The 20,336-nt window shown below is 42.2% G+C and carries 16 protein-coding genes; 2 read left to right on the plus strand and 14 right to left on the minus strand.

Annotated elements, in window-relative coordinates:
• Nucleotides 1-4: 4 nt before the first annotated feature.
• The 13 genes from wzyE to trxA form a co-directional block, all read right to left on the minus strand.
• Nucleotides 5-1,360: an ECA oligosaccharide polymerase gene (gene wzyE / locus PSE60_RS03550; protein WP_210836693.1), complete on the minus strand. Its 1,356-nt coding sequence runs from the start codon at nucleotides 1,358-1,360 to the stop codon at nucleotides 5-7.
• Entirely contained in the window at nucleotides 1,357-2,439 is a 1,083-nt protein-coding gene (locus PSE60_RS03555) for a TDP-N-acetylfucosamine:lipid II N-acetylfucosaminyltransferase (RefSeq protein ID WP_210836695.1), read from the minus strand. The genes wzyE and PSE60_RS03555 overlap by 4 nt, the downstream gene beginning before the upstream one ends.
• A complete protein-coding gene (gene wzxE, locus PSE60_RS03560) occupies nucleotides 2,436-3,686 on the minus strand; it encodes a lipid III flippase WzxE (protein WP_272664585.1) in 1,251 nt (416 codons plus the stop codon). The genes PSE60_RS03555 and wzxE overlap by 4 nt, the downstream gene beginning before the upstream one ends.
• The gene (rffA, locus tag PSE60_RS03565) at nucleotides 3,686-4,816 is read right to left on the minus strand and encodes a dTDP-4-amino-4,6-dideoxygalactose transaminase (protein WP_004907307.1); all 1,131 of its coding nucleotides are present in this window, start codon (nucleotides 4,814-4,816) and stop codon (nucleotides 3,686-3,688) included. The genes wzxE and rffA overlap by 1 nt, the downstream gene beginning before the upstream one ends.
• A complete protein-coding gene (rffC, locus tag PSE60_RS03570) occupies nucleotides 4,803-5,543 on the minus strand; it encodes a dTDP-4-amino-4,6-dideoxy-D-galactose acyltransferase (RefSeq protein ID WP_272664586.1) in 741 nt (246 codons plus the stop codon). The genes rffA and rffC overlap by 14 nt, the downstream gene beginning before the upstream one ends.
• A complete protein-coding gene (gene rfbA, locus PSE60_RS03575; RefSeq protein WP_210836698.1) occupies nucleotides 5,521-6,402 on the minus strand; it encodes a glucose-1-phosphate thymidylyltransferase RfbA in 882 nt (293 codons plus the stop codon). The genes rffC and rfbA overlap by 23 nt, the downstream gene beginning before the upstream one ends.
• An 8-nt stretch (nucleotides 6,403-6,410) precedes the next feature.
• A complete protein-coding gene (gene rffG, locus PSE60_RS03580; protein ID WP_272664587.1) occupies nucleotides 6,411-7,484 on the minus strand; it encodes a dTDP-glucose 4,6-dehydratase in 1,074 nt (357 codons plus the stop codon).
• Nucleotides 7,475-8,737, minus strand: a complete 1,263-nt coding sequence (gene wecC / locus PSE60_RS03585; RefSeq protein WP_210836700.1) for a UDP-N-acetyl-D-mannosamine dehydrogenase — start codon at nucleotides 8,735-8,737, stop codon at nucleotides 7,475-7,477. Before wecC ends, rffG begins: the two co-directional genes overlap by 10 nt.
• Entirely contained in the window at nucleotides 8,734-9,864 is a 1,131-nt protein-coding gene (gene wecB / locus PSE60_RS03590; protein ID WP_272664588.1) for a non-hydrolyzing UDP-N-acetylglucosamine 2-epimerase, read from the minus strand. The genes wecC and wecB overlap by 4 nt, the downstream gene beginning before the upstream one ends.
• A 97-nt stretch (nucleotides 9,865-9,961) precedes the next feature.
• Nucleotides 9,962-11,020: an ECA polysaccharide chain length modulation protein gene (gene wzzE / locus PSE60_RS03595; protein WP_272664589.1), complete on the minus strand. Its 1,059-nt coding sequence runs from the start codon at nucleotides 11,018-11,020 to the stop codon at nucleotides 9,962-9,964.
• A gap of 29 nt (nucleotides 11,021-11,049) precedes the next feature.
• A complete protein-coding gene (wecA, locus tag PSE60_RS03600; RefSeq protein WP_272664590.1) occupies nucleotides 11,050-12,135 on the minus strand; it encodes a UDP-N-acetylglucosamine--undecaprenyl-phosphate N-acetylglucosaminephosphotransferase in 1,086 nt (361 codons plus the stop codon).
• 632 nt (nucleotides 12,136-12,767) lie between these two features.
• Nucleotides 12,768-14,027 carry a transcription termination factor Rho gene (gene rho, locus PSE60_RS03605; protein ID WP_004906109.1) on the minus strand — a complete coding sequence of 420 codons (1,260 nt, stop codon included), beginning with the start codon at nucleotides 14,025-14,027 and terminating at the stop codon, nucleotides 12,768-12,770.
• Nucleotides 14,028-14,747: 720 nt separating this feature from the next.
• Nucleotides 14,748-15,074 carry a thioredoxin TrxA gene (trxA, locus tag PSE60_RS03610; RefSeq protein WP_004906112.1) on the minus strand — a complete coding sequence of 109 codons (327 nt, stop codon included), beginning with the start codon at nucleotides 15,072-15,074 and terminating at the stop codon, nucleotides 14,748-14,750.
• A gap of 117 nt (nucleotides 15,075-15,191) precedes the next feature.
• Here trxA and rhlB point away from each other — a divergent pair, with 117 nt between their 5' ends.
• Together rhlB and gppA are read left to right on the plus strand one after the other, a co-directional pair.
• Nucleotides 15,192-16,478 (plus strand): ATP-dependent RNA helicase RhlB, encoded by a 1,287-nt coding sequence (gene rhlB / locus PSE60_RS03615; protein ID WP_210839257.1) that lies wholly within the window; start codon nucleotides 15,192-15,194, stop codon nucleotides 16,476-16,478.
• Nucleotides 16,479-16,489: 11 nt separating this feature from the next.
• Nucleotides 16,490-17,992: a guanosine-5'-triphosphate,3'-diphosphate diphosphatase gene (gene gppA / locus PSE60_RS03620; RefSeq protein WP_272664591.1), complete on the plus strand. Its 1,503-nt coding sequence runs from the start codon at nucleotides 16,490-16,492 to the stop codon at nucleotides 17,990-17,992.
• A gap of 52 nt (nucleotides 17,993-18,044) precedes the next feature.
• Here the strand turns inward: gppA and rep are convergent, their stop codons facing one another.
• Nucleotides 18,045-20,069: a DNA helicase Rep gene (gene rep / locus PSE60_RS03625; RefSeq protein ID WP_272664592.1), complete on the minus strand. Its 2,025-nt coding sequence runs from the start codon at nucleotides 20,067-20,069 to the stop codon at nucleotides 18,045-18,047.
• Nucleotides 20,070-20,336: the final 267 nt, after the last annotated feature.

Raw genomic sequence — 20,336 nt, forward strand, 5'->3', positions numbered from 1 at the left:
TCCTTTAGCGGCTTTCACGCTGTTGGCTTCTTAAAAAAGAAACTGTTTTTGTGCGAATAAGCCCTGCACTTTCAAATAACCAATACAGTAATTTTGCTAACACCAGACACAGTCCGAATATTAAGCAGAAGAAAACCACCCGTGAGACGAAAGAATCCACGCCTTCACGAGCCAAAACAATAATGTTGAAAATGGCGCCAAAACAAAATGCCTGCATAATGGCTGCCTTATAGCGATTTGGTTCTTTCAGGCTCATGCCATAGATCCAATCAAACCATTTGATGATAAGCCCCACAACTATGGCTCCAAGTGGTATAAAAATCACCCCGCCCATCACCACCAATGAACCAATCAGTGTTGGAGAAATTGCCAGCCCAGAATGGTTGTTCAGCACTTCCCACGTAAAATAATTGGCAGAGTTCAATACCGTATCTGGGCGCTCAGGCCAAACCCAAGAAGGAATGAAAACATAAAAGTCACGGATAATCGGAGCTAGGCCTTGAAAATCCATCTCATCATAATGGCTTAGTAGTAATGCTAAGTTTTCCCACGGGGAAAATGTGTCCCGCGTTAAATACAAGAAAGTGTAATATGCTTCGGCACCGCTGACATCTAACCCATAGCGTTTTAAGGCTAACCAGAACATCCCTACAATACTGGCGACCCCAGCGGCAGCTAGCATCCACAGCGTAATCCAACCTCTGACAATCCCAATAAATAAGAAGAGTGCGAAAGCAATGATGATGTTCGCTCTTGTTCCTCCGACAATAACATAGGTCAAGAAACCAAATGCGACGGTACTAACGAGGAAGAAAACCCAGCGTTTCTGTGTCGGTCGCAAGAAATAAACAATCAACATTGCCGGTATGAAGAAATAGAAAAAGCGTTTTAATGCCACACCAGAAACTTGGCTGGAGAAAATTTGGCTATAAGATTTTAACTTAAACAGCAAAAAACCGTTCTGCATGAAGAAGATACCGACTGTCACGACAGCAATCAGTATCAATAACAGACAGGTTAGATTCGTTTCCACTTTGTTCATGCTAAACAACGCTCGCCGCGGTGCGTCTGGTTGCCTAGAAAGCCGTGTTTTATAAGCAACATAATAAATTGCATAAAAACTGGTAGCCGCGAGTTGGGCATAAAGTAAGTAATCCGCCTTCACAACGGCAACATCAAATTGAAAAACTAAAGCGCAAGTTAATGGAAAACCAAAGTAAAACGTCAATAAATACAGCATTGAAAAGAAAATATTGAAGTTAAACCGAGCACGTAAAAACTCTTTGTATAACAAAGTACCAATAAAAATAATTGATATCAGATAGACCAGTGCTAAGCCGCCCAATTCCGTCAGCGTCATGCTCGCTCCTCCACGGCACTGAGAACGGCTTTCCAGCCCTCAGTAAAGTTGGGAGCAAAAAATTCAATCTGGTGTTTATCTAATAGGCTCATTTGTCGCTGAGCTTCATCCACTAGCGGTATCGTCAGGTTGTCACCATAGAAAAAGACTGGGACATTTTGAGCAGTTAAATCCTGCCAAAATGTATTTTGACGGCTAATGACAAATGGAATGCCAAACTGGATTAGCAAACAAACGGTGCCAACACCTTGCTGGCGATTAAAAATAAAATAGCCAAGGTCACAGGTTTTGAGCAAATTAAGGTACTCGCTAAATTCCATGCGCTCTTTCAGGATTTCCACTTGCCCTGAGGTAAACTCACTACTCGCAGCCTGTTCGACTTGTTGGATATAGCTTTGGTTATTGGCAGGATAGCCCATTGGGACAATAACCTTAACCTCATCACCAAATTGCTGTTTAATCGCACTCAGAGCCTCTACATGACGATTAGAACGATCACCTGAGTTACCCAACAAAATAGTCAACTGAGAGCCTTCACGCGCCTTAGGCTCGCTTATTGTCAATGCAGGGTCCATTCGTGTTGGGAAATACAACACTGTCGCAGGCACTTTAGGGTTCGACTGGTGGAAATAGCACAAATCCCCACGTGTTGCGCACACATGCCCTACTTTTTTCTGTGCTAGACGACGCAAAATATAGAATAACTTAAATTTTAGAGAGCTAGACTCTTCATAAAGGTCAGCTCCCCATATATGCCACCAAAACTGGTGGGATTTAATTTGCCCAAATAATAGCGCTAGCCAAATAGGGGCGTTAAATTGCCCATGAAAGAAAAATCGAGTACGGCGGTCTGCCTTAGCACGCTGTATAACACTATTAGCAATGGCCTGTTTATTCGCAAAAACATCTATTTTTAGCTGAGGATAAGCGTCAGCAAGCTGCGCATCATCGCTTACCACCATAAAATGCGGCTTTGATGACGGAGCCATTTCTTGGCAAATGACGTCATTAAAAAACGTCAGTACCGTCTGATTGTGATGTGGGAGATTCGATCCCAGTACATGTATTAAGGTTGTCATGCTCGCCTACGGTAAATCAAAAATACGCAACAACATAAAGTAAAATAGACAATATAAGTGGCCATATAAGCCTGAGTTGCGCCTACTGCACCATGTTCAGGGATAAGCCAATGCGCAAAGCCCGTTAATAATATAAATTGACTAACTTCAGTGAGGACATAAAAACGCAATGCAGCTTTGGCAATGACCAAATAGCCAAATACATACGCTCCCACTTTCAATACATCACCGACTAGCTGCCATGCAAACAGGTCTCTCATTCCAGTAAATTCTTTTGAGAACAGCAACCAAATCGCAAAATCACGTAGTAACCAAACCGTAAAACTCACTACGGCAACGGCAGGTAAAACGAATTTCAATGCTTTAACAATCTCTGCGGAAATTTCATTTTTATGCTGCAAACGCGATAACGTCGGCAATAAATACACTGAAAATGTCGCGGTAATAAACTGTAAATAGGCATCTGAAATGGTGGTCACACCGGTCCATAACCCCACTTCATCCCAACTATAGGTTTGGGCGAGCAGGTTTCGCATCATGATATAAGCGACTGGCAGTGTGACTGCGGTTAGCATCGCCATGACCGTAAATTTGCCTAAATTAGTCGCAATCGCCTTATCCCATGCCGGTTTCAATGACGATAATGCAAACTGCTTGCGTTTAATTATCATCCCAGCCGCAGGCAGCACTACTAGCGCAGGGACTAATGCTAACCCTGCTAGTGCACCTTCATACCCGCCAACTAGATAGCATAAATAATAGGCAATAACCCCAATTATGCTACCAAAAATAATAGCTAATGCATTACCTGACGCGTCTCGATAACCTTTTAAGATAGCTAAGAAATAGTTAGCGTAACCGATCCCCATTTGGATCAAGGCAACCATTTGAATAACAGAGCTATATTTCGCACTATCAAATAGCGCCTCACTAATAAGCGGGCTACAAAGTAAAAAAATAATCGCTAATAAGGTCGAAAACCCAAGGATAATCGTTGACGATGTCCCAAGAATTGCACGTAGCTTCTGTGGATCTTGATGATGTTCTGCCACATATTTTGTGACACCATTAAAAATCCCTGCGCCTGATAATACCCCTAGCACAGTAATTAATTGGCGGAAGTTGCCCGCCAGCCCCACACCGCTGGGGCCAAATGAGACTGCAAATAACTTAACAATTAACAGGCCTACCCCGATTTTAATCAGGGTAGACCCAGCAGTCCAAACCGATGCTTTAGCGAGAGACATTAGGCAAAGAACGCTTTGATTCGCTCAATGACTGTCTGCTGTTCGTCATCAGTCATGTTGTAGAACATCGGTAAACGCACTAAGCGGTCACTTTCTGATGTCGTGTATTTATCTTCACCATGGAAACGGCCAAACTCAATACCTGCAGGGCTAGTGTGCAATGCAACGTAGTGGAATACCGTCAAAATACCATGAGATTTCATGTAATCGTTGAATTCAGTACGCTCTTCGATATCTTTGAGCTTGATATAGAACATATGAGCATTATGTTTTAAGCCTTCCGGCACAGTTGCTAGGACTAAACGCCCTGCATCAACCAGTGGCTGCAACGCTTCATCATAACGTTTCCATAGCAGTAAACGGCGGTCATTAATTTTGTCCGCTTCTTCTAACTGTGCCCATAAGTAAGCCGCTTGTAGATCTGACAGCAAGTAACTTGAACCAATGTCACGCCATGTGTATTTATCGACTTGACCACGGAAAAATTGGCTACGGTTTGTCCCTTTTTCACGGATCACTTCAGCACGGCTAATCAGGTCTTTATCATTGATCAGTGTTGCTCCACCTTCACCACCTGAAGAGTAGTTTTTAGTTTCATGGAAGCTATAGCAGCCAATGTGACCGATAGTCCCCAGCGCTTTGCCTTTATACGTCGACATCACACCTTGTGCCGCATCTTCAATCACGAATAAATTGTGTTTTTTTGCGATAGCCATGATGGTGTCCATTTCGCAAGCAACACCTGCATAGTGGACAGGAACGATGGCACGTGTACGCTCAGTGATTGCAGCTTCAATTTTAGTTTCATCGATATTCATGGTATCCGGACGGATATCAACAAACACGATTTTAGCGCCACGTAATACGAATGCGTTAGAGGTTGATACAAAAGTAAAGCTTGGCATGATAATTTCATCACCTGGCTTAGTATCAATCAGGATCGCTGCCATTTCTAATGAGGCCGTACAAGATGGCGTTAACTGCACTTTTGGGCAATTAAATCGTTTTTCCATCCATTCTTCACAACGTTTCGTGAAGCCACCGTCACCACACAGTTTGCCACTTTCCATGGCTTGTCTCATATACTCTAATTCAGTACCTACAACGGGTGGTTTATTAAATGGAATCATGTTGTCCCCTGTATAACCAATAGGCGGTACTGGCAATTGCTGCACCGCTACGTGAATAAAGATTTAATGCCGCAACATTACTGATTTGCGTGGCCACATTTAACTGTCTTTTTTGGTGTTCCACACACCAATTAAATGCTGCTGACATCAACTTACGCCCCACACCTTGCCCTTTCGCTTCTGGCATTTTCGCTAATAGGCCAACCCGTGCCGTTTCTGCATCAAGGTGCCGCAAACTCACGAAGCCCAATACCGCACCAGACGCATCTTTAACCAGTAAACAAGTGTGGTCAAACGTACCCAGAACTGATTTTTCTATCCACAACGCATAAAACTGCCCGCTATCACCATCACGGTACCAAGGTGCTCTAAAGCGGCTTTTGCTAAAGACAGACTCAGCGGCTTGCCGCAACATAGGGATATCGTCCACTTGTGCAACAATAACGTGGTCTTCCGCTGTTAAACCAGCCTTTAAATAAGCATTTTCTGTGCCAATAGTAAGAGCGAAATCGATTTCACCTTCAACAAATGAAAACCCCATACCAGCTAAATCATCAATCAGCTGCGTTTCAGACGCTGCGACTTTTGCTTGCACGATATCGTATTCATCCATTTGATAAGCAAGGAGAGTTTCGAGGTTATCCCCTGTAAAATTCAACTTTGCTGTTGAGCGATGAAAAAATTCGCTCTCCCATGGCAAGCTCTCAATACTGGCGCGGACGGACACGTAATAAATCCTCTAAATATTGCCCATAACCTGTTTTTTTCAGCTGTTGCGCTGAAAAAGCGACTTGTTCGTCTGTCAACCAGCCGTTACGCCATGCGATTTCTTCTAAACAAGCAACTTTGAAGCCTTGGCGTTTTTCAACGGTTTGTACAAAAGTACCCGCCTCAATGAGGCTATCGTGAGTGCCTGTATCCAACCAAGCAAAGCCACGACCGAGCAATTCAACGTTTAATTCACCACGTTCTAAATACATTTGGTTAATTGACGTAATTTCTAATTCACCACGTTCAGAAGGTTTAACTTGTTTTGCAAATTCAACCACTTGCGAATCATAGAAATACAACCCTGTCACCGCCCAATTCGATTTAGGTTTAAGCGGTTTTTCTTCAATAGACAGTGCTTTAAAATTATCGTCAAACTCCACAACACCAAAACGCTCAGGGTCCATCACTTGGTAACCAAAAACGGTTGCGCCTTTTGTGCGTTCAGCGACAGATTTCAATTTTGGGCTAAATGAATGGCCGAAAAAGATATTATCGCCCAATACTAAACAGCACGAATCACCATTAATGAACTCTTCACCAATGATAAACGCTTGCGCAAGGCCGTCTGGTGATGGCTGCTCCGCATAGCTCAGCTCAATCCCAAACTCATGGCCATCCCCTAATAAACGCTTAAACATCGGCAAGTCGTCAGGGGTAGAGATAATTAAAATCTCACGAACTCCCGCTAACATCAAAACTGAAAGCGGGTAGTAAATCATCGGCTTATCGTAGATAGGCAATAACTGTTTAGAAATACCACGAGTAATAGGGTGCAAACGCGTCCCCGACCCTCCAGCTAATATAATACCTTTCATACTGTCACCTAATTTCCTAGACCTAAACGTTCGCCCGCATAGGAACCATCTTGTACGCGACGCCACCACGTTTCATTGTTCAAATACCACTGCACCGTTTTGCGAATACCTGATTCGAAGGTTTCTTGTGGTGTCCACCCCAATTCGCGCTCAATTTTCGCAGCATCAATCGCATAACGCATATCGTGGCCCGGTCGGTCTTTCACATACGTAATTAAGTCACGGTAGTGCACCACACCTTGAGGCTTCTGCGGATGCAGTTCTTCAAGCAGTTCACAAATCGTTTCTACAACGTCAATATTACGGCGCTCATTATGGCCACCGATATTATAGGTGGTGCCAGGTTGCGCGGTTGTAGCAACTAAATGTAGTGCTCGTGCATGGTCTTCAACAAACAACCAGTCACGAATTTGCTCACCTTTACCATAAACAGGCAGAGGCTTACCCGCTAAGGCGTTCAAAATAATTAATGGGATCAATTTCTCTGGAAAATGATACGGCCCGTAGTTATTTGAACAATTAGTGATCATAGTTGGCAGGCCATAAGTTCTTTGCCAAGCACGAACTAAATGATCACTCGATGCTTTCGATGCTGAATATGGGCTACTTGGTGCATAAGGCGTTGTTTCTGTGAAGAAACCATCAGGTCCTTCTAAGTCACCATATACTTCATCTGTTGAGATATGGTGAAAACGGAAGGCTGCTTTTTTCTCATCATTCAATGCAGACCAGTAATGGCGCGCCGCCTCTAACAGTGTGTAAGTGCCCACAATGTTAGTTTCGATAAATGCCGCTGGGCCATCGATAGAGCGGTCAACATGGCTTTCTGCTGCTAAATGCATCACGGCATCGGGTTGATATTTTTCAAAAACGGCATCTAATGCAGCTCTATCACAAATATTCACCTGCTCAAAAGCATAGCGCGGGTTACTCGCAACCGTTGCGAGGGACTCTAAGTTACCGGCATAGGTTAAGCAATCCAGAACCACTGCGCTGTCGTCAGTATTTTCAATAATATGACGAACAACAGCAGAGCCGATAAACCCGGCGCCTCCAGTGATTAAAATACGTTTCAACGCCATACTCCTTTTGTATCCACAACCCATTTTTGTGGGATTGCAGAACCTTGGATGCCTTTGAACATATTGTGGTCAACTAACATTAAGATCACATCAGCTTCATTAACGGCTTTTTCAATCGAAACTAGCTCAGAAATACCTTTTAGAGAGGTCGGTAATTCGTGAATGTGTGGCTCAACTGCATACGTTTTACCTGGGTTCCAGTTCGCCACCATTTTGGTGATGTGCATCGCTGGGCTTTCACGTAAATCATCAATATTGGGTTTAAATGACAGGCCAAAACAGGCGATTGTCACTTCACTGGCTTTTTTACCCGTTTCCACTAAGCAATCGGCTACAGCCGCTTTCACTTGATCAACGACCCAAATTGGCTTGCCATCATTGACTAAACGCGCGGTATGAATAAGGCGTGATTGTTTTGGATTTTGTGCGACGATAAACCATGGGTCAACCGCGATGCAGTGCCCACCAACACCCGGACCTGGTTGCAAAATATTAACGCGAGGATGGCGGTTCGCGAGGCTGATTAATTCCCACACATTGATGTCTTGTTCAGCACAAATTAATGATAATTCATTCGCAAAAGCAATATTCACATCACGGAAGCTATTTTCCGTTAACTTACACATTTCCGCAGTTCTTGAGTTAGTAATTACACACTCACCTTCAAGGAAAATATTGTATAACTCACTTGCGCGCAGAGAGGATTTTGGCGTCATACCACCAACAACACGGTCATTTTTAATTAATTCGACCATCACTTGGCCCGGTAACACACGCTCAGGGCAGTATGCCACATCGATATCTGCATCTTCCCCAGCTTGATGAGGGAAGGTTAAATCAGGACGAGCTGCGGCCATCCACTCGGCCATTTGCTCTGTTGTACCTACTGGCGATGTCGACTCAAGAATGACTAGATCGCCTTTCTTCAATACAGGAGCAATAGACTCTGCGGCTGAACGCACATAGGCGAGATCAGGCTCATGCTCGCCTTTAAATGGCGTAGGCACAGCAATCAGATAAGCATCTGCAGGTTGCGGCTTAGTAAAGGCTTTCAGGTGGCCTTCTTCAACTGCCTTTTTGACTACGATATCCAGTTCTGGCTCCACAATGTGGATTTTTCCCTGGTTAATAGTATCAACGGCATGTTGGTTCACATCGACACCAACCACTTGTTTTTTACGTGATGCGAAGGCGGCTGCTGTTGGTAAACCGATATAACCAAGGCCAATAACAGAAATAGTTTCAAAACTCATAATTTCACCTGATTACTTTTCAATGCTGCAAGAATACGCTGACAAGCATGACCATCCCCATAAGGGTTATGTGCGCGGCTCATTTCGTGATATTCCGCGTCATCTGTCAGTAACCGATTAACTTCTTTCACAATTTTCTGTGTATCTGTTCCCACAAGACGAACAGTACCTGCATCAACAGCTTCAGGTCGTTCTGTGGTATCTCTCATCACCAAAACAGGTTTACCGAGAGAAGGCGCTTCCTCTTGAATACCACCTGAGTCTGTTAGAATCAAATAAGCATGGTTCATCAAATAAACAAACGGTAGGTAGTCTTGAGGGCTAATTAAAATAATATTATCAATATCATGCAATATACGCTTAACAGGCTCACTCACATTTGGATTTAAGTGGACTGGGTAGACAACTTGCACATCTGGATGCGCTTGCGCAATTTCTGCCAAAGCGTGGCAAATACGTTCAAAGCCACCACCGAAACTTTCACGACGGTGGCCTGTGACTAAAATCATTTTTTTATTTGGGTCGATAAACCGATAATTTGCGGCCAGTTTTTCCATCATATACTGGTCACTCATGACTTTATCACGTACCCACAATAACGCATCAATCACACTATTACCGGTGACAAAGATATGGCTGTCAGGGATTGATTCTTTTAACAAATTTTGGCGCGAATTTTCGGTTGGGGCAAAATGGTACATCGCTAAATGCCCAGCAATTTTACGATTTGCTTCCTCAGGCCATGGAGAATACAGGTCTCCGGTACGTAACCCTGCTTCAACGTGCCCTACGGGTATACGATGGTAAAATGCCGCAAGGCTAGTTGCCATCGTTGTTGCTGTATCACCATGAACGAGAACAACATCCGGTTGAAAATCAGCAAAAACGCTTTTCAACCCTTCTAGAATACGACAAGTGATATCCGTTAAATCTTGCCCTGGTTTCATAATATTGAGATCGTAATCTGGCGTGATCTCAAACAGTTTCAGTACTTGATCTAGCATTTCACGATGCTGCGCTGTAACACAAACTTTGGCTTCAAAGTCCGCATCCCCAGCCAATGCATGAACCAGTGGTGCCATTTTAATGGCTTCAGGTCGTGTGCCGAATACAGTCAATACTTTCACAGTGACTCTCTTATATTTATCTTTCGCAGTGAGCTGCTTTTGTAATCTTAATAACTTTATATGCCACTGATGAATTCACCAGTGGCTTATCCCAAAATCAAGATGGGCGGCGGCGAGCAAGTACCACTCCGGCACCTACTAACATCCCTATGGCTCCCCACAGAACCATCATAAAGGCTCGACGAGGACTATCGCGTTTAACGGGCTCTTCTGGAGTTCGTAAATAGCGATATGCTTGAAAATTATCTTGGAGGGTAGGCCCTACGCTCAATGTTGATAACATGGCAATATTTTGGTCGTAATCACTGTCGTGATCGGGCCCGGTTGCTTTCAATGTTTCAATCTGTGCTTGTAATAAAGGAGCACCTAACATAAACATTTTAGAATCTGGAATTTCATCCACAGGTGTTGCGCTTTGATTCCGTACAATACCTTGTTTTTCAGCAACTTTTAGTGCTTGCTCCAGCGCGTTTAAACGTCGTTCGTAAGCGGCCTTTGCCACCATGTCTTCACGTTTAACCAATGCTTTCATGGATTGCATCTTCGTTGCCCAAGTACCTTTAATTTCATCGTTAAGATTAGTTGTGGCACGTTGGTTAGCAAACTGAGTGTATTGACGTAATAGCTGGTTCGCATCTGCGGATGTTTCCGCCACTAATTTAATGCTGTCGGTTAAATTTTTGACTTCGTCTGCTGGCGTAAACTCAATATCGTTAATGAGCTCATCCAATAATGCGGCATCTGCTTTAGGGTCATTCTCTAAGCGCTGCTTATAGTAATCCGTAGTTAGCCAAAACTGGCGACGTGTATCATAAGAGCCAAGCTGCTTTGTGAATTCTTGATAAGCTTCTTTTGCAATTGTCGGTAATTGCCCTTCTTGCCCCGTATTATTAATACGGGAATCGAGGTTGCGCAGGAATTGCTGCTGAGAATAGTAACTTCCCAGATTATTGACGGTTGGTAAATCCGTAATTGCTGTCGCACTCCACTTAGGCTGCATAAAATAGGACGCTCCCAAGGCAATTGCAGCAAAAATAACGGCAAATGCAACGATCCAAATTTTACCTTGCCACAATGAGCGACATAAACCACGGATATCCAATTCCGGCTCTATTGGCGATTGATACTGACTCGGTTGTGTTTCTGAGTTATTCACTGCACAGAACCTCTATTTTCGTTTTGTCGTTACCGTACTGCTCCTCTACGTGCTCTACGTCTCACTCGCTTAATAAAACGGGCGACTTTCCAAGCTCGTTTGATGCAGTAACCATACATCATAAATACAAGCAAAAATAATGCCAACATTACCCATTCCGGTACAAATGTTAAGCGTTCACCAATAATACCAACACATGCTAAAGCGGCTGCTGATAATGTAATCAGTACGAATGCCCCTTTTGGTGTAAAACCAGAACGCATAATTAAATGATGAATGTGCTGGCGATCGGGAGAAAATGGGCTCATACCTTTACGAATCCGACGATACATAATGGCAACCATGTCCATTAGAGGGATCGCAATAATCCATAAAGCCGTAACTGGGTTAATTGGATGGACTTCTTCTTGCGTCGAAGCCACAAGGATCCAAATAATCGTGAAACCAATCAGTGTACTTCCTGCATCCCCCATGAAAACTTTAAAACGACGACCTAACACGCCTAAATTTAAAAGAATATAAGGAAGGATAGCTGCAATAAAGGCAAAACACCAAAATGCTAACGCATAGTTACCGTTTTGATATAGCAAAAAGCCAAGAGCACCAAAAGAAACAGAAGATAAACCACCGAGTAGCCCGTCAATGCCATCAACCATGTTAAAAGCATTGATTGCTGCCCATACCGCAAATAAGGTAACGATATAACCGAATGGGCCAAGTACGAGTTCCCATGGTCCAAAGGCATGACCGAGTGACTCAAGTTTCAATCCTGCCGCTGTCATCATAACAACTGCAACGATCGCTTGAATACCCGCTCTTAACTTCACACTGATATCAAATCTATCATCTAATGCACCAATAAAGACTAATAATCCCGCACAAGCGATGTATAGCCACTTATGAGGAATGTATTCACCTGTAATATAAAATGCAAAACAGATCCCAAAGAAAACGGAAATTCCCCCAACAAGGGGAACTAATCCTACGTGTTTCTTTCTGAAATTAGGTTTATCAACCAACCCGATTTTTATTGCAACAACTCGAGCCAGAAAAATAAAAACTAATGAAAACAAGAAAACGTAGAAGAGATTAGTTACAAAGTGTATGGTGTCCACTGTTCGACTCTCTTAATCTTTATATTTAACTTTCAAAACTAAATTTTTTTTGGCAAATGCCGATAAACAAGCAAGTGCCAATGCATTATCATCTTGGTACTGAAATCTGCTATAAGACGAATCTTTATTCATAAAGAGATTCCTGCAACATTATTAGTTCTACGCCTTATTGGTGTGTTTGATTTAATAATGACACATCCCGCAATTTTATACTGAATAGCTGCAATATGCATGCCATAAAAACAATTCACTAAAATCGAGTTAATCGACTGATGCTTAAATAGGCACTCAATGATTAAATAATAAAGTGATGAAAATAAATTTAACACTAGTCACAAAACAAATATAAACATAATATTTTTCATTTGATTCAATGCGTTAGCTTCATTTGATTGATGTTTTTATAGTGCATTATTAATTTTTAATAAAAACTTCGCCTATTTATTTAATGTTATTTATAAACAAAGTAATAAAACATCATCTTAATCCATTGAAACTAAATCGGCAAAATATTAGGCCTGATTTAATATGGTATGTTTTAATTTTTATACACTGTCAATGCGTATAAAAAAAACAAAAAAATAGGTGCCTGTTATGGCACCTATTTTATAAGACACTGAAAACTTTAACGGCTAGGCTCTTTTCATAAAGTCAAAGAACTCTTCGTTGGTTTTCGTCATCGCTAACTTACTGATGAGGAACTCCATCGCATCAATTTCGCCCATTGGGTGAATGATTTTGCGAAGGATCCACATTTTCTGCAGTTCATCTTGCGATGTAAGTAACTCTTCTTTACGTGTACCTGAACGATTATAGTCTATTGCAGGGAACACTCGTTTTTCTGCAATTTTACGAGAAAGGTGCAATTCCATGTTACCTGTACCTTTAAATTCCTCGTAAATAACTTCATCCATTTTCGAACCGGTATCAACCAGCGCCGTTGCAATGATTGTCAGGCTTCCACCTTCTTCAACATTACGAGCAGCACCGAAGAAACGTTTTGGACGGTGTAATGCGTTCGCATCCACACCACCGGTTAATACTTTACCAGACGAAGGTACTACGGTGTTATATGCACGGGCTAGACGCGTAATAGAGTCGAGTAAAATGATCACGTCTTTTTTATGTTCAACTAGACGTTTTGCTTTTTCAATTACCATTTCAGCAACTTGAACGTGACGTGCAGCAGGCTCATCAAATGTTGAAGCAATAACTTCACCTTTGACCAAACGTTGCATTTCTGTCACTTCCTCTGGACGCTCATCAATTAGCAAAACCATCAGAACGCAATCAGGGTAATTGTGTGCAATATTCGCTGCAATATTTTGCAGTAACATTGTTTTACCCGCTTTCGGTGGAGCAACAATCAAACCACGTTGGCCACGACCGATTGGAGCCGCAAGGTCCAGTACACGTGCAGTTAAATCCTCAGTTGAACCATTACCACGTTCCATGCGCAGACGACGGTTTGCATGTAATGGGGTTAGGTTTTCGAAAAGAATTTTACTGCGGGCATTTTCAGGTTTGTCGTAGTTAACTTCATTGACTTTCAGGAGAGCAAAGTAACGTTCACCTTCTTTAGGTGGACGAATTTTCCCTGAGATTGTGTCACCTGTGCGTAGGTTAAAACGGCGGATTTGGCTAGGGGAAACGTAGATATCATCAGGACCTGCGAGGTAAGAACTGTCTGCTGAACGGAGAAAACCAAATCCATCCTGCAATATTTCCAGTACGCCATCGCCGAAAATATCTTCGCCACTTTTCGCATGCTGCTTCAAAATAGAGAAAATAATATCCTGCTTTCTCATACGGGCTAAGTTCTCTAGCCCCATGTTTTCGCCTAACGTAATCAATTCTGATACTGGCGTATTTTTTAATTCGGTAAGATTCATAATGGTGGGTTCTTTAACTCGGGGTAATTCTCGAACTATGAACGTAAATTGACGGCAGCTTATTTATTAAGTGCCAGTTTAACTTTATACTGCCCTGTTGATCACTAATTTTTACCAAAAGCAAACAACAATGCAAAAAAATCTTGTGCTAGCCATTACTAAGATTGCTCTAATATTTGACTAATGCTCATCTTGATGATGAGTGACATATTATTAGAAACACACGCAATATTAGCAATAGTTTTTTGTACATTTAGGACAACATCCATCCCAATATCGCAAATTTAATGGCAGATTAGCATTAAAAAACACATAACTGCTAAGTGCCAACCTTCTCCCACTTCATTTTTATATCCCTATGATATAAAAATATTGAATTTCATTACATTCGTTTATGCACTATCTTTAATTCATATGAGAGATACATTGAAATCGAAGATATTGAATACGACTATAACTCAATGCCTAAACTTTCAATTTTCATATTTAAAATCATTACGCCATCAGTTTTTGATCAATAACAATCATCACGAAACAATCATCACAATACTGAACTAACTAGCTAGATATGTAAGATAAGAGCAATGGAATACAAGGTAATTCATATGGGTGCTATACGAGGAATGAAGATAACTTATCATGCTTAAGTGAAGACGTCTAGCGGCTCTCTAGATAAAATAGATATACCGCTAAACGTTTTAGCTTACATATAACGATAACTTACAGATTTTCGTCTAAAAATTCTTTCAGTTGCGTTTTTGATAATGCACCGACTTTCGTTGCTGCGACTTCACCATTTTTGAATAAAAGCAAGGTCGGGATACCACGAATTCCATATTTTGGAGCGGTAGCTGGGTTTTCATCAATATTCAGTTTTGCGATGGTCAGTTTGCCTGTATATTCTTCAGCAACTTCATCAAGAATAGGCGCGATCATTTTACAAGGACCACACCATGCTGCCCAAAAATCGACGAGAACAGGTGAACTTGCGTTCAGAACTTCAGTTGCAAAACTTGCATCAGTTATATGTATAATTTTATCGCTCATGTTGTACTCCAAAGGATCATCTTTTGCAGACTTAGTGTAACATTATTGGCAGCAGTATGCTTTATTTCAAAAGATACACTTTCGTAAACCAACCGTTAACTGATATTCTAACATACTATGAGTAAAGCACACTTGACAGAAAAGAAGTTTTCCGACTTCGCATTGCACCCTAAAGTCATTGAAGCACTGAATAAAAAAGGCTTCAATTTTTGCACGCCTATACAGGCGTCCACCTTGCCTTTTACTGTCGAAGGCAAAGACGTGGCGGGTCAAGCGCAAACTGGTACAGGTAAAACGTTAGCTTTTTTAACGTCTACATTTCATTATTTATTAACTCACCCAGCTATTGAGGGTAAAAAAGCGAACCAGCCTCGTGCACTAATCATGGCGCCGACACGCGAACTCGCAGTACAAATTTATTCGGATGCTAAAGAGCTAGCTGAGTACACTGGCCTGAAAATGGGGCTAGCATACGGTGGTGACGGCTATGATGAGCAACTTAAGGTTTTACAAAACGGTGTTGATATCCTTATTGGTACAACAGGCCGTTTAATCGACTACGCGAAACAAGGCCATGTCGACCTAAGTGCGATTCAAGTTGTGGTACTTGATGAAGCAGACCGTATGTATGACCTTGGATTTATTAAAGATATTCGCTGGATTTTCCGTCGTATGCCAGGTGCTGCAGAAAGGCTTAACTTGCTATTTTCTGCAACTTTATCTTACCGAGTCAGAGAATTAGCTTTCGAACAAATGAATAGCCCTGAATATGTTGAGGTCGAACCTTTGCAAAAAACAGGTCATCGTATCAAAGAAGAGTTATTTTACCCTTCTAATGAAGAAAAAATGCGCTTGCTCCAAACGCTACTTGAAGAAGAGTGGCCAGAGCGTTGTATTATTTTCGCCAATACAAAACACCGTTGTGATGATATTTGGGCACATTTAGCTGCCGATGGTCATCGTGTAGGTTTATTAACTGGCGATGTCGCACAGAAAAAACGACTGCGTATATTAGAGCAATTCACACAAGGCCATTTAGATATTTTAGTGGCAACTGATGTTGCAGCTCGTGGTTTACACATTCCATCAGTAACTCATGTATTTAACTACGACTTACCTGATGACTGCGAAGATTACGTACACCGTATTGGCCGTACGGGTCGTGCAGGTGAAAGCGGAAACTCAATTAGCTTAGCGTGTGAAGAATATTCACTTAACCTGCCTGCTATTGAAGAATATATCCAACACTCAATCCCTGTTAGTAAATATAACAGTGATGCATTACTGAGCGATTTACCTGCGCCAAAACGCCGTCATCGCCCACGTCCTGGAGGCCCGCGTCGTAATTCGAATTCGCAGCGTCGCCACAATGGCCCACGTAACAACCATAAACGTCCAGGCTGAGTAAAAACGATATGCTGAAATCTTCTTCTCTTTATGCCGCCATCGATTTAGGCTCAAACAGTTTTCATATGCTAGTCGTACGTGAAACTGCTGGTAGCATTCAGGTAATCTCTAGGGTTAAGCGCAAAGTTCGTCTTGCCGCAGGTTTAGACAATAACAACCTGCTTTCTGAGCAAGCAATGGAGCGAGGCTGGCAATGTTTACGCCTGTTTTCGGAACACTTACAAGATATTCCGAATACACAAATTCGTGTTGTCGCAACTGCGACTTTGCGTTTAGCTAAAAATGCCGATATTTTCATCGAAAAAGCCAGCCAAATTTTAGGAAACCCTGTAAAAGTCATTCAAGGAGAAGAAGAAGCTCGCTTAATTTATCAAGGTGTTGCACATACAACTGGCGGACCAGATCAACGCTTAGTGGTTGATATTGGTGGAGGAAGCACTGAGCTAGTTACAGGTACAGGTGCTAAGGCGGAGCAGCTCTATAGTCTTGAAATGGGTTGTGTAACTTGGCTTGAACGCTACTTTGGTGATAGAAGTTTAACAGAAGAAAACTTCTCAGCGGCTCAAGCCGCTGCCCATAATGTCATCGCCCCTATTGCAGATACACTCAAGACACATGGGTGGAAGATTTGTGTTGGTGCATCCGGTACCGTACAAGCGATTCAGGAAATCATGATTGCCCAAGGCATGGATGAACTGATCACTCTTTCTAAATTACAACAGCTTAAGCGCAAAGCCATTCAATGCCAAAAACTTGAAGAGCTTGAAATTGACGGCCTAACCTTCGAGCGTGCTCTTGTTTTTCCAAGCGGATTATCTATTTTGATCGCTATCTTTGAAGCATTAGAAATTGATAACATGACACTCGCTGGCGGAGCACTTCGTGAAGGGCTTGTCTACGGCATGCTACAGCTGCCTATTGAGCAGGATATTCGTGCACGTACCGTTCGCAATATTCAGCGACGCTTCCAAGTCGATATCGAACAAGCAGGCCGAGTTCGTCAACTTGCAGAATATTTTTATTTACAAGTCGCGAAAGATTGGGGATTAGATACACGTTGTCGCGATTTACTATCCAGTGCATGCGCCTTACATGAAATTGGCTTGAGTGTTGACTTCCGTAAGGGCCCCGAGCACGCTAGCTACCTCATAACACACCTTGATTTACCTGGCTTCACCCCAGCTCAAAAGCGGTTACTTGCTGCATTATTGATAAACCAGCAAGGCCCTGTTGATTTAACACCATTAAGTCAACAAAATGCGCTCCCTATGCAGCATGCATATAATTTATGTCGTTTACTTCGCCTCGCCATTATTTTTGCAAGCCGTAGACGTGATGACACCTTGCCTGCACTAAGGCTTAATGTGAATGCACAAAGGTTAACCATCATGCTGCCTTATCGTTGGTTATCCGATCACCCTCTACGAGCGGAAAATTTACAGCAAGAAGTTCAATGGCAGGGCTATGTAAATTGGATTTTAGAGCTGGAAGAACGTAATAGTTCAAATTGATGATATTTTCCACACTAGATCTACTCTAGTGTGGAAATTCAATTAGTTGTGGTTACTCACTTTTTTTATTTAACCCTAAGCGCGCTTTAATATCGGCTAAAGCTGATTGCCCCTTCTGCATACGCTCCTGCGCACTAACCACTTTACGCTGCTGCTCCCATTGTAAATCATCTTGAGGCAATTCAAAGAGAAAACGGCTTAATTCAGGACGGATCAATTCACCATATTGGCGACGCTCACGACAATGAGAAAAGAATAATTCTCTTTGTGCCCGCGTAATTCCTACATAAGCTAAACGGCGTTCTTCATCAATATTGTTTTCATCAATACTACTTTGATGTGGCAGCAGTCCTTCCTCCATGCCAACCAAAAAAACATAAGGAAATTCAAGGCCTTTAGAGGCATGTAACGTCATGAGCTGAACTTGATCTGATTCTTCATCATCCTCACCACGCTCCATCATATCGCGCAGCGTAAAACGTGTAACCACTTGGCTCAATGTCATTGGGTCATTGAGCTCATCGCCTTCAACCATTTCACTCATCCATGTGAACAATTGGTTGACGTTTTTCATTCTCATTTCGGCAGCTTTAGTACTGGTCGACGTTTCATATAGCCAGCTTTCATAATCCATTTCACGCAGTAAGTCACGCACCGCAATTAAAGGTTCACGCTCCGATGTTCGTACAATACTGTCCATCCAATGAGTGAAACGCTGTAATGCTTCTAGTCCTTTGCCTTTTAAGACTTGTTCAAGCCCTAAATCAAAACTGGCTTGATATAAACTTTTACCGCGCTGATTTGCCCACTCCCCAAGTTTTTGGATAGTTTTAGGGCCAATCTCTCGACGTGGAGTATTTACTATACGTAAAAAAGCGCTGTCATCTTCAGGGTTCGTTAATACCCGCAAATAGGCTAATAAGTCTTTAATTTCAGGGCGAGAGAAAAACGAAGTCCCCCCTGAAATTCGATACGGAATACGATTTTGCATCAACATTTTTTCAAAAATACGTGATTGATGGTTACCGCGATACAAAATGGCGTAATCTTTATATTCCGTTTTATTAATAAAGTGATGTGCGATAAGCTCCCCAATCACTCTTTCGGCTTCATGGTCTTCATTATTTGCGGTAAGAACCCGAAGTGGCGCTCCATACCCTAATTCAGAAAATAATTTTTTTTCAAATACATGAGGATTATTGGCAATTAAAATATTCGCCGCTTTTAAAATTCGTTCGGATGAACGGTAATTTTGCTCAAGCTTAATGACATTTAATTTAGGGAAATCTTGATTCAATAAAACCAAGTTTTGCGGCCTTGCTCCACGCCATGAATAGATTGACTGATCGTCATCCCCCACAACCGTAAACCTTGCTCGCTGCCCCACTAGCAATTTAACCAACTGATATTGGCTCGTATTGGTATCTTGGTATTCGTCCACCAGCAAGTAACGAATTTTTTGCTGCCAGCGCTCGCGAACTTCTTCATTTTGGTATAACAACAAGGTAGGTTTGCTGATTAAATCGTCAAAATCCAATACATTGCAACTTTTCAGATGAAGTTCATAGCGGCGATAACACTCCGCAAAGTGATGCTCTTTTTCACCCCGAGCCTGGCCTATCACTTGTTGTGGCGAGATAAGATCATTTTTCCAATTTGAGATCGCTGAGATCAACTGTTTGAGTAAATCCTTATCTTCTTCTAATAAATCAAAAGTAAGTTCTTTCAGCAACGCCATCTGATCTTGGTCGTCAAATAGTGAAAAGTTGGCTTTGATACCTAGTGCTTTATATTCACGCTTAATGATTTCCAACCCTAATGTATGGAAGGTGGATATGATCAAGCCGCGTGCTTCTTTTTTACCCAAGGTTTGAGCCACGCGTTCTTTCATTTCCCGTGCCGCTTTATTGGTGAAAGTCACCGCTGCAATTTGCCGAGGTTGATAACCGCATTGACGAATTAAATGCGCAATTTTATTCGTGATAACGCGCGTTTTACCTGACCCGGCCCCCGCCAATACAAGGCACGGGCCATCGACAAATTCAACTGCCTGTTGTTGGCTTGGGTTTAATCGCATGGTTTTCTACGTCACTTAGTTATTCAAAAAGGAATTCGCTACAGATTGTAGCAGAAACCGACCCAACTCTTGAGCAACGATCTTCTCTATTTATAAAAAACAAAAAACCACATCATTCATCCGAAAGATGTGGTTTTGTTATTTTTCTTTTATAACATCAATGCATTTTTCTAAGCTATTCGCGTTAGAGGAAGGCGGCAAAGGAGGTTATCCCAAGGAGCATACACAAATATGTGACTTGGGTAACCGAGTGCAGCCAACGCGCCT

Source organism: Providencia sp. PROV174 (genome assembly GCF_028480685.1).
GTDB classification, from domain to species: Bacteria; Pseudomonadota; Gammaproteobacteria; order Enterobacterales; family Enterobacteriaceae; genus Providencia; species Providencia rettgeri.

Coding starts and splice junctions, on each gene's coding strand:
- wzyE (WP_210836693.1), bottom strand. CDS start 1,360: ATGACGCTGACGGAATTGGGCGGCTTAGCACTGGTCTATCTGATATCA.
- PSE60_RS03555 (WP_210836695.1), bottom strand. CDS start 2,439: ATGACAACCTTAATACATGTACTGGGATCGAATCTCCCACATCACAAT.
- wzxE (WP_272664585.1), bottom strand. CDS start 3,686: ATGTCTCTCGCTAAAGCATCGGTTTGGACTGCTGGGTCTACCCTGATT.
- rffA (WP_004907307.1), bottom strand. CDS start 4,816: ATGATTCCATTTAATAAACCACCCGTTGTAGGTACTGAATTAGAGTAT.
- rfbA (WP_210836698.1), bottom strand. CDS start 6,402: ATGAAAGGTATTATATTAGCTGGAGGGTCGGGGACGCGTTTGCACCCT.
- rffG (WP_272664587.1), bottom strand. CDS start 7,484: ATGGCGTTGAAACGTATTTTAATCACTGGAGGCGCCGGGTTTATCGGC.
- wecC (WP_210836700.1), bottom strand. CDS start 8,737: ATGAGTTTTGAAACTATTTCTGTTATTGGCCTTGGTTATATCGGTTTA.
- rho (WP_004906109.1), bottom strand. CDS start 14,027: ATGAATCTTACCGAATTAAAAAATACGCCAGTATCAGAATTGATTACG.
- trxA (WP_004906112.1), bottom strand. CDS start 15,074: ATGAGCGATAAAATTATACATATAACTGATGCAAGTTTTGCAACTGAA.
- rhlB (WP_210839257.1), top strand. CDS start 15,192: ATGAGTAAAGCACACTTGACAGAAAAGAAGTTTTCCGACTTCGCATTG.
- gppA (WP_272664591.1), top strand. CDS start 16,490: ATGCTGAAATCTTCTTCTCTTTATGCCGCCATCGATTTAGGCTCAAAC.
- rep (WP_272664592.1), bottom strand. CDS start 20,069: ATGCGATTAAACCCAAGCCAACAACAGGCAGTTGAATTTGTCGATGGC.